10 protein-coding genes are annotated in these 13,233 nt (G+C 74.6%); 6 read left to right on the plus strand and 4 right to left on the minus strand.

All coding sequences use genetic code 11. The annotated features are described in order from the left end of the window. Nucleotides 1–12: 12 nt before the first annotated feature. Both G443_RS13020 and G443_RS13025 read right to left on the minus strand, forming a co-directional pair. Complete coding sequence (locus G443_RS13020) at nt 13–2,970, minus strand: AAA family ATPase (protein ID WP_026417337.1); 2,958 nt, start codon at nt 2,968–2,970, stop codon at nt 13–15. Continuing rightward, nucleotides 2,967–4,127, minus strand: a complete 1,161-nt coding sequence (locus G443_RS13025) for an exonuclease SbcCD subunit D (RefSeq protein WP_026417338.1) — start codon at nt 4,125–4,127, stop codon at nt 2,967–2,969. Before G443_RS13025 ends, G443_RS13020 begins: the two co-directional genes overlap by 4 nt. 241 nt (nt 4,128–4,368) lie before the next feature. Here G443_RS13025 and G443_RS13030 point away from each other — a divergent pair, with 241 nt between their 5' ends. Next, the gene (locus tag G443_RS13030; protein WP_035273238.1) at nt 4,369–5,397 is read left to right on the plus strand and encodes a DNA recombination protein RmuC; all 1,029 of its coding nucleotides are present in this window, start codon (nt 4,369–4,371) and stop codon (nt 5,395–5,397) included. A 118-nt stretch (nt 5,398–5,515) separates the two neighbouring features. Further along, nucleotides 5,516–6,298 carry a DUF6542 domain-containing protein gene (locus tag G443_RS13035; RefSeq protein WP_051313306.1) on the plus strand — a complete coding sequence of 261 codons (783 nt, stop codon included), beginning with the start codon at nt 5,516–5,518 and terminating at the stop codon, nt 6,296–6,298. 1,258 nt (nt 6,299–7,556) lie between these two features. Here G443_RS13035 and G443_RS13040 read toward each other — a convergent pair. Continuing rightward, on the minus strand, nt 7,557–8,576 hold the full coding sequence (locus tag G443_RS13040) for a 4-hydroxy-3-methylbut-2-enyl diphosphate reductase (protein WP_026417339.1): 1,020 nt from the start codon (nt 8,574–8,576) through the stop codon (nt 7,557–7,559). A gap of 302 nt (nt 8,577–8,878) precedes the next feature. On the opposite strand from G443_RS13040, the gene G443_RS13045 reads away from it, so the two are divergent. The 4 genes from G443_RS13045 (at nt 8,879) to G443_RS13060 (ending at nt 11,790) form a co-directional block, all read left to right on the plus strand. Further along, complete coding sequence (locus tag G443_RS13045) at nt 8,879–9,667, plus strand: lipid droplet-associated protein (RefSeq protein ID WP_026417340.1); 789 nt, start codon at nt 8,879–8,881, stop codon at nt 9,665–9,667. A 133-nt stretch (nt 9,668–9,800) separates the two neighbouring features. Next, nucleotides 9,801–11,045, plus strand: a complete 1,245-nt coding sequence (xseA, locus tag G443_RS13050) for an exodeoxyribonuclease VII large subunit (protein ID WP_026417341.1) — start codon at nt 9,801–9,803, stop codon at nt 11,043–11,045. Nucleotides 11,046–11,152: 107 nt separating this feature from the next. Beyond that, nucleotides 11,153–11,482 carry a sugar ABC transporter substrate-binding protein gene (locus tag G443_RS25040; protein WP_081715201.1) on the plus strand — a complete coding sequence of 110 codons (330 nt, stop codon included), beginning with the start codon at nt 11,153–11,155 and terminating at the stop codon, nt 11,480–11,482. Then, a complete protein-coding gene (locus tag G443_RS13060; RefSeq protein WP_211237453.1) occupies nt 11,479–11,790 on the plus strand; it encodes an exodeoxyribonuclease VII small subunit in 312 nt (103 codons plus the stop codon). The genes G443_RS25040 and G443_RS13060 overlap by 4 nt, the downstream gene beginning before the upstream one ends. Before the next feature lie 628 nt (nt 11,791–12,418). Here the strand turns inward: G443_RS13060 and G443_RS13065 are convergent. Then, nucleotides 12,419–13,057, minus strand: coding sequence for a DUF4245 family protein (locus G443_RS13065; RefSeq protein ID WP_051313308.1), 639 nt, complete (start codon nt 13,055–13,057; stop codon nt 12,419–12,421). Nucleotides 13,058–13,233: the final 176 nt, after the last annotated feature.

Genomic DNA, 13,233 nt, shown 5'->3' on the forward strand with positions numbered 1-13,233 from the left:
TCGGGTCGCGGGTCAGCAGCCCTCCGGTTCGAGCGACGAACCCTCCCTGCCCCGGCGCACCCGGATCCGGCTGGGGATGCGCTGCCGGAGTTCCTCGACGTGGGAGACGAGGCCGACGACCCGGCCGTCGGCGCGGAGGTCGTCGAGGGTGTTCATCACGAGGTCCAGCGTCTCGGCGTCGAGGGTGCCGAAGCCCTCGTCGATGAACAGCGTGTCGAGCAGCGCTCCGCCCGTCTCGGCGGCCACCACGTCAGCGAGCCCGAGCGCCAGGGCCAGCGAGGCCAGGAAGGACTCGCCGCCGGACAGCGTCTTCGCCGAGCGCACCTGCCCCGAGTAGTCGTCCAGCACGTCGAGCCACAGCCCGCCTCGGGTCCCCCTGCTGCCACCCGCGTCGGAGTGGACGAAGGAGAACCGGCCCTGGCTCATCCGGGAGAGCCGTCCGGTGGCCGCGATCGCCACCTCCTCCAGGCGAGCGGCGAGCACGTAGGACCGCAGGGACATGCGGCGGCTGTTCTGCCCCTGCCCGTTCACCACGTCGGTCAGGGCGTCGAGTTCGTCGAAGGCCGCCCGGACGGGGGCGAGAGCGGCGTCCGCCCTCGCCCACTCCGCGCCCAGCTCGGCCAGTTCCCGACCGATACGGGCGGCGTCCCTGGTGCCGGCGACCGCGTCGTCGGCGGCGCGCTGGTGGTGTTCCGCCTCCTCGCGGGCGGCGGTGAGGTCGGGAGCCTCGTCGGGGAGCTCGGCGGCCTGGACGTCCGCCAACCCAGCCCGGACACCCGCCTCCCGCCGGTCGAAGTCCTCGATCGCCGACTCGAGGGCGGCGAACTCCGCGTCGTCGAGGGCCGCGCCCAGCGCGGCCGGCACCGAGGGGAAACCAGCCCCGGCGGCGGCCAGCTCCACCGCGGAGGTGGCCTCGGATGCCCGGTCCGTCGCGCTGGCCCGTTCGGCGGCGGCGTCGGCGAGCGTGGAGAGGGAGCCCGCGAGCCCGAGCAGGTGAGCCCGGCGTTCGTCAACGCCGGCGAACCCGGCCCGGGCGGCGAGCAGGCGCTCGTCGCGGTCACGCACCACCTCGCGCAGGGCGTCGTGCTCGGCTCTCGTGGCGGCCAGCGCCGCCTCCAGGAGGGTGCGGCGGCCGTGCAGCGCGGCCTGTTCCGCCTCCAACCGGTCCGCCAGGCGTTCCCGGTCCGCCTGTTCCGAGACGACGGACTCCGCCTTGTTCTCCTCGGACTCCACCCCCGCCAGCTCCTCGGCGAGGGCGGGCTCCGTCCACTCCCCGAGGCGCTCCCGCAACCGCCGCACCTCGGCGTCGGCGTCCCGGACGGCGGCGATGGCGACCTGCCGCGCGGCGCCGGTGCGCTCCTCCTGGCTGGTGGCCCGTAGCTCCTCGTCCTCGGTGACCGGATCGGCCCGCGCCTCGGCGGGGGCGGGGTGGTCGGTGCTGCCGCAGACGGCGCACGGCTCACCTCCGACGAGGCCGGTGGCGAGTTCCGCCGCCATCCCCGCGAGCCGGCGTTGGCGGACGTCCAGCAGGTCCTGACGGGCCGCCTGGTGGGCGTCGACCCGCTGCCGGAGGAGGTCCTCGGCGGCACGGAGCGCGTCGTCCGCCCCGGGGAGCCCCCGGGCGTCGGCGAGGAGCCCGGCGAGTTCCCGTCGGCGCAGGCGGAGGCCGTCGAGCCGGGCCGAGGCCGATCGTGCTTCCTCGACGCCGACGCGGGCCTCGGCGAGTTCCGCCGGGAGGAGCGCGGACCGGTCGGCGAGCTCGGCCAGCTGGTCCTCCTCGACCCTGACCTTTCCCGCGAGCTCGGCCAGGCGCCGGGTGTCGGAGAGCTGCCTCGCCTCCTCGGACACGAGGGGGGCGAGCGTGCCGGCCTCCTCCCTGGCCCGGTCGGCGGCGGTGCGCGGATCGTCGCCACCCTCGGGCGACCACCCGTGGGGCACCGCCTCGGCCAGTGCGGCCGCCTCGTCCCGCCTCGCCAGGTCCAGGGCCGCTTCGAGCCGAACCCGGTGTTGTTCGGCGGAGGACACGGGGGCCGCCGCGCGGGCGGCGGCACGGCGGCGGTGCCAGTCGTCGCGGTCGCCCCGACCCTCCTCCAGGGACCGCCAGCTCGCCTGGAGCTCGTCCCGCCGCTGGCAGGCCTCCGCGAGGGCACGTGCCCGCGCGAGGGCCTCGGTCGCCTCGTCCCGCAGGACGACCGCCCGCCGCTCGGCCTCCCGCGCCTCGCTCTCGCGGGCGCGCGCATCCCTCCGGAGCGCGGCGAGCCACTCGGACACCGGCTGCTCCCCGGGTGGGTCGGCGGCCGCGGTCTGGCGGATCCGGGTGACCACCTCGTGCACCTGGCCGGCGGCCTCGTCCAGGTGCTGGCGGGCGACCCTGCGGCGTTCCCGGAACCAGCGCTCGACGTCCGCGAACCGCTCGGTGCCGAACAGCCTTTCCAGCAGCTTCTCCCGGTCGGCGGTGTCGGCTCTGAGGAACCGGGCGAACTCGCCCTGCGGCAGGAGGACGACCTGGAAGAACTGCTGGTGGGTCATGCCGAGCAGCCGCTGGACGGTCCGCCCGACCTCGTCCGCCCGGGTCAACCCCTCGGGAACCCCCTGGCCTCCGGGGTGGTCGAGCCAGGTCAGGGACACCGATCCCCGCTGGAGCGTCGTGCCCGCGCCGCGTCGTTTGCGGCGGGTGTACTCCGGGGTGCGCACGAGCCGGAGGCGGTGGCCCTGCACCGTGAGTTCCAGGCGGACCTCGGTCGTGGTGGTGGCCGGGCTGGTGTCGCAGCGGAGGCGTTTCGCCTCGCCCCGCGCCCCGGGCACCGTGCCGAAGAGCGCGAAGGCCACCGCGTCGAGCAACGTGGTCTTGCCCGCGCCGGTGTCGCCGTAGAGCAGGAACAGACCATCGGCCCCGACGGCGTCGAAGTCGACGTCGACCCGACCCGGATAGGGGCCGAAGGCGGTGACGGCCAGTCGGTGCAGCCTCATGCGGACTCCCGTGCTCCCGCCGTCTCGGTCAGGGCCTCATCGATCAGCGCCGCCTCGGAGGCGGATGGCGCGGAGCCCCGGCAGTGCTCGACGAACGACGCGGTGATCTCGCGGTCGTCACGGCCCCGGACGGCCGAGGAGTAGTTCAGCCGGCTCCGTGCCAGGCCGCCCTCCGGCCGCCACTCGAGGTGCACGGCGTGGGGGAAGCGGCGCTGGAGGCGGCGCATCGCGTCGAGCGGCCGGACCCGGTCGGTGAGCGTGACGGAGAGGTAGTGCTCCTCCAGGTCGTGGAGCCCCGGGTCGGCGAGCAGGTCCTCGATCCCCCCGGAGATCGTGGCCAAGGCTCGGGGCACCGGCAGCGCGTACGACCGCACCCCGGCCAGCCCGTCGGCGTCGAGGTCGACGATCCAGACGGACTTGCGGTGCGCGGTCTCGGAGAAGGAGTAGGCGAGCGGGCTGCCCGAGTAGCGCAGGTGGTCGGCGAGGACCTGAGGCCCGTGGAGGTGGCCCAGTGCGACGTAGTCGACGCCGTCGAAGACGGAGCCGGGGACCTGTTCGACGCCGCCGACGCTGATCGGCCGCTCGGACTCGCTGGCCTGCCCGCCCGTGACGAAGGCGTGGGCGAGGACCACCGTCCGGGTGCTCGGTGGCAGCCGCGCGACAGCGCCCCGGACGCGGTCCATCGCCTCGCTCAGCACGGCGGTGTGTCCTCGGTGGCCGGTGCCGGCCAGGCCGAGGTGGTGCCGGGCCGGGTCCGGGTCGAGGTAGGGGATGCCGAAGCAGGCGACGGGACCGTGGGCGTCGGTGAGCACCACGGGCTCGTGGAGCCGCGAGATCCTCGCGAGGACGTGCAGCCCGCCGACCGCCGCGAAGTCGGCGAATGCGCCGAGCCGTGACGCGGAGTCGTGGTTGCCGGGGATCACCACGAGGGTCGCGCCGGCGGCCCGCAGGGCGGCGAGGACCCGGTGGCACACCTCGACTGCCTCCCCGGAGGGAACGGCGCGGTCGTAGAGGTCGCCGGCGACGACCACCACGTCGACGCCCTCGTCGGCCACCAGCTCGGCGAGACCCGTGAGCACGCGCTCCTGCTCGGGCAGCCTGTCCCGGCCGTGGAAGGTACGGCCGATGTGCCAGTCCGAGGTGTGCAGGAGGCGCATGGCACCACGCTAGGACCTCGGGGGCCATCGGTGTCACGCGACCACCCGAAAGCACTCGAACGTGTGTTCGAGTGCGGAATGGGAGGACTCCGGGCAGGAGTTGCGCCATGATCGGAGTCGGGGCACGGCCGTCCACGGGGGACACGGCGAGCGGACGCCCACCCGTCCGAGATGGACGCACGGCCCCACCGAGCACGAACACCCGCGACCCCCGGTACACGCACTCAGGACGGGAGCACCCGTGACATCGGTCGTCATCACCACCGCCGCGGTCGTGGTCGCCGCCCTCCTGGTCGGCGCGCTCATCCTCGGCTGGCGGCTCTACGCGGACGCCGTGCGCAGGACGGACGCCGCGCTGGCCATGGTGGAGGCCGAGCGCGACCGGGCAGCCGAACACCAGGCCGCGCTGCGCCGCTATGAGGTGACCTTCGCCTCCACCAGCGGGCGAGGCGAACTGGGCGAGAGCGTCCTCATCGAGACGGCGAGATCGCTCGGCCTCCGGGAGGGTCCGCACTTCTCACTGCAGACCGACCTCGCGGGGGGTGGGGCGGCACGCCCCGACATGGTGCTGGCGGTGGGTGACGACCGCCGCGTCCCGGTCGACTCCAAGGCCAGCCTCGCGAGCTGGATCGAGGCCGTCGAGGCGGACGACCCCACCCGGCGGGCGGACGCCCTGCGGGTGCACGCGCGCAACATCCGAGCGAGGGCACTGGAGCTCGCGGGGAAGGAGTACCAGCGGTGGGCGGACGCCATCTACGGCGTGGTGATGTTCGTCCCCTCCGACGCGGCGGTGGTCGCGGCACTGGACACCGACCCCCACCTGCTCAGGTGGTTGCTGGAACGGCGGGTCTTCCTGTGCGGGCCGACCGGGTTCGGGGTGGTGGCCTCGGCGGCCCTGTTCGCCTCCACCCAACGCACGCTGGCGGCCGACATGGAACAGGTCCGCCGCCAGTCGGCCGCCGCGTACCGGGCGGCCAGCGGTGCCGTCGACGCCGTCAACCTCTCCAGCACGCACCTCCAGCGCTTCCTGTCGGCGCGGCGGCGTGAACTCGACGCGTTGGAGGGATTCCGGAACGCCGTGGAACCACTGCGGGAGACGGCGGCCAGCCCGAGTTCGATCGCGGAGGTCAGGAGGGACGAGAACGGCGTCGCGATGCCGGGTTCGACGGACCAACCTGCCCTGGCCGAGGCGCACGACGCGCGGACGGACCGCTATTCGACGGTGGTCAACCCGGACTCATCGACCATTGCGGGCAGCGAGGCCAGGTGAGCGGGATGTGAGTTCACGATGGCTCACTAACAAGCAGCCGGTGACCGATTACGGTGGACGGGTGACAGCCGCCCGTGACCGCGAACGCGCGCGCGACTCAGAGCCCGAAGTCGCTGCCGTGCCATGGGATGAACGCGCCGCCTTCGGAACCACTCGCGGGCTTCCGTGGTGGGCGGCCCTGCTGCTCGCAGCGGGCCTGACCGGTATCGGACTCTTCCTCGACATCGAAGTGATGTCGGGAGGTCCCGGTGTCCTGCTGTGGGCCGGATACATCCTCGGCTGCCTACTGGCGGTCGCTCTGGTGCGTCGCAGAAACCTGTTTGGTCCCACCGTGCAGCCGCCGCTCATCCTGGCGGTGGTCATGCCCCTGGTGATTTGGCTCACGGGTGGGACGGGTGGCGCCGGCCTCGCCGCGATGGCCTTCTCGCTGGGGTGGCCCCTCATCAACGGCTTCCCACTGATGGCGGTGACCTCGGCCCTGACGGTGGGAGCGGGATTCGCCCGGTACTTCCTGCTCCAGCGGCGGCCGCCGAAGACGGACCCGGACGCGGAGGCGCCGGGGACCACGAAGAAGGCACGGCCCGATTCCACGGCCCGCAAGTCCACGAAGGACGAGGCCACGAGCTCCGAACGATCCGCACGCGCCGCTCGGGGCAAGGCGGGCAGGCCCGCGGGCCGGGAGGGCACGTCCGCCGGCCGGGGCCGCGAGAAGGGCGGAACGCCCAGGAGCGGAGGAGGACGGTCCGGGGCGGCGGGGAAGACCGCCGGCTCGTCCCGCCGGTCCGGACGCGACGCCGACTCGGCCGATCGACCCCGCCCCCGGCCGAGGAAGGGGGCGGAGGGGCGGAGCTCGGAGGGACGACGCCGGCCGCCCCGGCCTCGGGACGAGGACCTGGACTGAGCGTGCGCGGCCGCCGAGGCTGAGCACGAGCGCCCCACCGTCGCGAACGGTCGGTGGGGCCGGAAGTGCCCCTCCCGCGAGCAGGGCTGCGCGGCTCCACGCCTTCCCCCGTCGGGGTCGGTGACCCGGCTCCGCGCCGCGTGCGTGGGAGCCGTGGAGCCGCCGCCACCCCACGAGGCGGCGCCAGCGGCGGCGATGCGGCCGGTGACCCAACGCGGAGGAGAACCCTGTCCAGGGCGGACCACGACGGGCTCGGACGACGGGCACGGCCCCGGACAACCGCGGCCCGCGGAGGGCGCTCCGATGGCAGTGGATTCGGCAACGGCGGCGGGGACTCCGTTCGGGGAGAGCGGCCGCGCCAACGCCACGGGCTGGGGAGTCCGGACGTGACCGAGGACGCCGCTTCGTCGGATCGTCACCGCCACCCAGTCCGGTTCAGGACCGTCCCCATCGCTCCTCCTGGCAGGATCCGGAGGGTGCGCCTCCGCGTTCCAGGAGGTGGCGTCCCGAGCTGGTGCTCCCTTCCCGGCGTCGCTGCCCTCCTGGGCCTGGGCCGGCCCCCGGGACTGCCGGTTCGACGGGGCCGGGCGGCGGGGCCGGGCGACGGGGCCGGGCGGCGGGGTGGGTCCGCTTCCGGTGTGATCCGGGTGTTCGTCGTGGGTATCGGGCGAGTCCGGTACCACGCACCCGTCGCGACGCGTCCGAGGTCGAGGCGTCCTCTCGGGTGTGAGGCCGTCCTCGGGGGTGAGGCGTCCGTGCCGGCCAAGTGGTGGCGACGAGCGTCGCGCGTGTACGACGAGGTCTGGGGTGTGGCCCGCCCGGTTCCGGCTGGCGGGCGTGGAGCGGGCGTCCCCACGCGGCGAACGGGTCCGGTGCCGGCGCTCAGGAGTCGCGCGGGGGAGGCTCGCGGACCGGGTCGGGGCGTCCACGTCCGGCGCCGGCGGCACGCCCGTGCTGCCGCCCGCGAGGTGAGCGGCACGCGCGCGGCCGCATCCGGCCGGGCCGGCACCGGCTCGAGCCGCGCCCCCGGGTGACGGTCCCGGACCACCTCGGCCCACCGTCCTCCGGCCTGCCCCTGGCGCGCGGCCTGCCCCTGGCGCGCGGCCTGCTTCTGGCGCGCGGCGAGCCCCAGGCGGCGCGGTCCGCGCCCTCCCGGCGAGGCGGCACCGGCAGCCGCTCAGCTCCCCGCGAGCCGCGACCCCCTGTCCGCCGCCCCAGTCGAGCTGGAACGGAGTTCACCACGGTGCTGAGGGTGTGGTCAGCGGACGTCGGACATCGCCTTGCGCAGCTCCCGGGGCAGCGCGAACGCGACCTTCTCGTTCGCGGTGGTGACCTCGTCGACCTGCTCCCAGCCCCGGTCCGCCAGGTACCGCAGGACCTCCATGACGAGGATGTCCGGCACGGAGGCGCCACTGGTGACGCCGACGGTCTCGACTCCCTCCAACCAGGACGGGTCGATCTCGTCGGCGAAGTCGATCAGGTGGGAGTCCTTCGCCCCGGCTCCGAGGGCGACCTCGACCAACCGCTTGGAGTTCGAGGAGTTCTGGGATCCGACGACGAGCACCAGGTCGCACTCGGGAGCCATCGCCTTGACCGCGACCTGCCGGTTCTGGGTGGCGTAGCAGATGTCGTCGGAAGGCGGGTCCTGGAGCTGCGGGAACCGGTCCTTGAGCTGCTCGACGCGTTCCATCGTCTCGTCGACGCTGAGCGTCGTCTGCGAGAGCCAGATCACCTTGTTCGGGTCCCGTACCTCGACCTTGTCGACGTCCTCGGCCCGGTCGACCAGCTGCACGTGCTCGGGCGCCTCACCCGCCGTGCCCTCGACCTCCTCGTGCCCCTCGTGCCCGATCAGCAGGATGTCGTAGTCGTCCCGGGCGAACCGGCGGGCCTCCTGGTGGACCTTGGTCACCAGTGGGCAGGTGGCGTCGATGGTGCGGAGCTGGCGTTCCCGGGCGCTCTCGTGCACGGCGGGCGACACACCGTGCGCGGAGAACACCACGAGGGCACCCTCGGGCACCTCGTCGGTCTCGTCGACGAAGATGGCTCCCCGCTTCTCCAGCGTCCGCACCACGTACTTGTTGTGCACGATCTCCTTGCGGACGTAGACGGGGGCGCCATAGGTTTCCAGCGCCTTCTCCACCGTCACCACCGCCCGGTCCACTCCCGCGCAGTATCCGCGCGGATTGGCGAGCAGCACACGCTTGCGGGGGGCGTCGCTGGCCGGGGTCGCCTCGTCCTGGGGGGCGGCGTTCTCGTCGGCCGGGAGCTGGGCACTCATGCCTCCCACCCTACGGCCGTCGGGCGGCGGGTGTTCCGCCCTGGGGGCACCACCCCACTCCCGGCCGGCCGCCGCAGGGGTCGTGCCGCCGCGCTCGGCTCCCCACCGACCCGGCACCTGCCGTGGAACCACCCGCGTTCGGCCGACCGACGCCGGGGGCCCGCCGCCGTGTTCCTGGGCGGGGACCGGCACTGGCGGAGAGGGGTGGGCGCTCCCCGGATCCGGGGCGCGACCGGTCCCGAAACGGCTGGTCCCCGCGAGGAGAAGTGCGGGCCGGCGGTGCCCTCCGGCAGGCTAGGGGTATGAAACCGCTGCCGTTGCCCCTGCGGATCGCCGCCGGAGTGGCCGTCACCGCCGCCGAACAGGCCCGCAAACTCCCCGAGCACCTCGTCGGTCTGCCCATCACCGTCGCGAGCCAGGCGCTCCAGCTCTCGATGCGGGTCCAGCAGGGCATCACCGAGCTGGCGGTCAGGGGCGACCAGGCCCTGGCCGGGCTGCGCGACAGTCCGGCGCAGGCCGAGTGGGCCACGTTCGACGAGGACGAGGTCGGTAGCGCGGACGGCGCGGGTGACGAACGCGGGACCGGCGGACGGGGCGGCGCGGCGGAACCCTCGACCGGCGGAGCCGGGGCCACCGGGGACGCCCCCACCGAAAAAATGGTGGCCGACCGGACGAGTGAGGTGCGGACCGGGGGCGAGGGGGCGCGAACCGGGACCGGACGGCGGCGGCCGTCGCGGTCCGGTGGTGCGGGGGACGAGGAGCGTCACACCCGCTCGTCCCGCCCGGCCGACGACGGTCCGACGGCGCACCGCCCGCCACGTTCGCGACGCCAGGAGGCCGGCACCGGCCGTTCCGCGACAGGCGGTCGGGGATCGGCCGGCTCCGCTGGCGGCGGGTCCGGCACCCGCGCCGAGGCCCCGAAGGCGTTGCCCGAGTACCCGGACCTCAGCCTGCCGCAGCTGCGCGGCCACCTGCGCGGCCTCTCCGCCGCCGATCTGAGCGCGCTGCTGGAGTACGAGCAGGGCCAGTCCGCCCGACCGGAGTACGTCCGGATGCTGGCCAACCGCCTCAGGACGGTGACCGGCGAGTGAGTTCCACAGCCCGCCCGGTCGGCCGACGGGCGACCTCCCGGCCCGGCCCCAGCCACCGCACTGGCCGCCGACCACTCGCCCCCACCTCGTGCCCCGTCGACGATCGGGGCGGTTCCCGGACTGGGGGCGCGACGTGAGCGGCGCCACCACTCCGGAGGAGCCGTGGCCGGTGCGCACCGTCGCCCGGAAGATCGCCGAGTGGATCAACCGCCTCGGTTCGGTGTGGGTGGAGGGCCAGGTGACCCAGCTGTCGGCCCGGCCCGGCACCGGGACCGCGTTCATCACCCTCCGGGATCCCTCGGCCGAGGTGTCGCTGAGCCTGACCTGCCCGATGGGTGTCCTCCGGTCCGTCGACCCGCCGCTGACCGACGGTGCCCGGGTGGTGGTGCACGGCAAACCGTCCGTCTACCTGGCTCGTGGGTCGTTGAGCCTGCGGGTGGACGAGATCCGGGCGGTGGGGATCGGGGAGCTGCTGGCGAGGATCGAGCGGCTGCGCCGCCTGCTGGCCGCGGAGGGGTTGTTCTCCTCCGCGCGCAAGCGGAGGCCGCCGTTCCTGCCGAACCGGGTCGGGCTGATCACCGGCCGCGGTTCGGCCGCCGAGCACGACGTGCTGACCAACGCCTCGGCCCGCTGGCCGGCGGTGCGCTTCCGGGTGGAGAACGTCGCGGTGCAGGGAGCGCAGGCGGTGCCCGGCATCCTCGGCGCCCTGCGCGCCCTGGACGCCGACCCGGAGGTGGACGTGATCGTGCTGGCGCGGGGTGGCGGCAGCGTCGAGGACCTGCTGCCGTTCTCCGACGAGGCGCTGTGCCGGGCGGTGGCCGCCTGCGGCACGCCGGTGGTGAGCGCGATCGGTCACGAGCCCGACACACCGCTGGTCGACCACGTGGCGGACGTCCGGTGCTCCACGCCCACGGCCGCCGGGCGGCACCTGGTGCCGGATGTCACGGAGGAGACGCGGAAGGTCCTCGTATTGCGGGACCGGGCGCGGCGTGCCCTGCACGGCTGGGTCGACCGGGAACGGCGCCTGTTGGACTCGGTCCGGACCCGTCCGGCGCTGGCTGACCCGCACCAGTGGCTGGCATATCGAGGCCAGGAAGTGGCAACATTACGCGAGCGTGGCCTGCGTGCGGTTGTCACGGAGTTGAACACGGAGGAAACCGGTCTGCGATCGGTACGGTCCCGGTTGACGACTCTCGGACCCGCCGCGACGCTGGCCCGTGGGTACGCGGTTGTGCAGCACGTCGACGAGGACGGGACCCCACGGGTGCTCACCTCCGTCACCGACGCCCAGCCGGGCACGCGACTCCGCGTCCGGGTGGCCGACGGTGCGGTGCGCGCTGTCGTATCCGACCAGACCCCTCGTGGTGACCGGAGGTAGTGGTGCCCTTCCCGGCGCGCGAACCCACCTTTCTCCCGCTCACCGTAGCCGCGGCGAGAACGGCTGCGGACAGTCTGAACGAACCTCCGACCAGGTCGAGCGCCAGGGTGGTGTGGCGGCGGGCCGAGGAGGCGAACCTGGCCGCGGCGGACTGCTGGGCGAGCCTGCTCGCGGGATGCCACTCGCCGGCTCGGCGCGGCCTGGCGCCGAGGTTGCTGGCGTTGTCCGAGGCCACCTCGACCTACGCGGGTCGCCAGTGGTGGATGTCCACGGGCTCGGTCCACCGCCGGCGGGTGACCGACGCCGAGCTCCGCATCGTCGACGCCGTCCGCGAGGGAGACGGAGCGGAGTTCGCCGAGGCGTTCGTCGGCTACGACCAGGCGGTGGCGACGGTCGTCGTCGCCGTCCAGACACGACTGGGAAGTCCGACCGGGTGAGTGACGAACTGAGCGCGGCACGCGAACCGCTGCACCGACCGTCCGGAGAGCCGGGGAGCCCCCCGGAGGGCGACCCGAGCCTGGAACCGGGCGAGGACCTGGCCGTTCTCGGCTACGAGGAGGCGCGGGACGAGCTCACGACGGTGGTCCGCGCCCTGGAGGCCGGTGGGCTGTCGCTAGAGCGGTCGCTGGAGTTGTGGGAGCGCGGGGAGGCGCTGGCCAGGGTCTGCGAACGTCATCTGGAGGGCGCGCGGGAGCGGGTCGACCGGGCGCTCGCCTCGGTCGAGGACACCGACCCGCCACGCTGACCGGCGCGGCGGCCGGGGCAGGCGCGTCCCGGCCTGGTTCGGCTGGTCGTTGCGAGTCCCCCGCCGCGCGGGGGTCCGCCAGCCGTGGCCCCGTGGCTCGCCGTGGCTCCCGACCAGGACCCCGGGTCGCCGGGCTGGGGACGGCTGGGGCGACCGGTGGAACCGTGGCTCGGGCCCCGAGCCGCTGACGTGACGATCTCCCGAGGTGGGGGTGTCGCGGCGGGAGCGGGCCTGGGATGTCCGCGCGCCTCGCACCTGGGTCGTCGGTGCGGTTCTCCGGCTGGTGACCCAGGCCGGTGCTCCTTCCGGGGGTGGGGCCGAGGAGGAAGCCGGCCGGTGCCGGTCGATGGTGGCACCGCTCGTCCCCGCTGCCCGAGGGGCGCCCGCTCCGCGACCACCCGTCGGCTGGCCGGAGGTCCACCTGGGGCACGGGTCGCGTTCTGGTGGCCGCGTGCCCGGCCCCCCGGTGGGAGGCCTGACCCGCCGGTCTCCCTCCCCGTGTGCCCACGGGCGGTTCCCGCGATCCGGCGGGCCGTCCTGGCCCCGATCGGCGGGGAGTCGCGGTGGTTCCGGCGCGCGGCGAGGTACGGCCGTGGCGGGAACGGTCGGCCGCCGGTGGTGGTGCCGCTCAGCCGCCGTCGGTGGCGGTTCCGGCGCCCGGTTCCACCAGGTCACCCGCCACGGTCGCCTCGGCGAGTTCCCGGAACTCCGGTTCGTCGGCACTGCCGGTGAGCAGCACGCGCTGGCCGTCGAGTTCGGTGGTCCAGGCCTCCTCGTCGCGCTGGGCGGCGTAGCGGACCCAGGTGAGTCCCGCGGCCTCCACGGTGCCGAGCCCCGCCGGGTCCACCCCGGTCTCGAAGGCGACGAGCTCCGCCTCCTCGGCGTCGGACTGTGACAGCCGGAGGTAGCGGCCGTCCGGGGTCAGGTAGCCGACGCGGAGGGCGGTGGCCACCGTTCCCCGGTCGCCCAGCTGGCTGACCCGCACGTTGTTCACCCGCCAGTCCTCGCTCAGGTCGGGTTCGCGCACGGCGAGGTCGACTGAGCCGACCGCCCGCCGGAGGTCGCCGTCCGGGTCCGACCGGGCACCGACGTCGGGGTCGACGCTCGGCCCACCGGGGCTGAAGCTGCACATGCCGACCAGGCCCGTCAGGGCCAACAGGACCAGCAGCAGGGGCAGCATCGAGAGCAGCAGGTCACGGGTGGACTGCTGTGCCCTGCTCTTGGGGGCCGGCGGGCCCGTTCTGGGGTCGGTGGAGTTCTCGGCCACCCGGCCATCCTCGCAAGCCGTGCCGAAGTGGCGGACAGCCCGGGGGCCGAGCGGCGGCGGTGGGCCCTGGTCACCGCAGGTGACCGGGACCGGACACGGCCCCACCACGGCACGACCTGGCGGAGGGCCGTCCACCGCGCGACCACCCACACCCTGTGGAGTTCCATCATCAGAGT

The organism is Actinoalloteichus caeruleus DSM 43889 (genome assembly GCF_000429185.2).
In the GTDB taxonomy this organism is placed as follows: Bacteria; Actinomycetota; Actinomycetes; order Mycobacteriales; family Pseudonocardiaceae; genus Actinoalloteichus_B; species Actinoalloteichus_B caeruleus.

What these genes read in the sequence shown, in the direction of transcription:
- G443_RS13020 (WP_026417337.1), bottom strand. Translation starts at nt 2,970, where the DNA reads ATGAGGCTGCACCGACTGGCCGTCACCGCCTTCGGCCCCTATCCGGGT.
- G443_RS13025 (WP_026417338.1), bottom strand. Translation starts at nt 4,127, where the DNA reads ATGCGCCTCCTGCACACCTCGGACTGGCACATCGGCCGTACCTTCCAC.
- G443_RS13045 (WP_026417340.1), top strand. Translation starts at nt 8,879, where the DNA reads ATGAAACCGCTGCCGTTGCCCCTGCGGATCGCCGCCGGAGTGGCCGTC.
- G443_RS13040 (WP_026417339.1), bottom strand. Translation starts at nt 8,576, where the DNA reads ATGAGTGCCCAGCTCCCGGCCGACGAGAACGCCGCCCCCCAGGACGAG.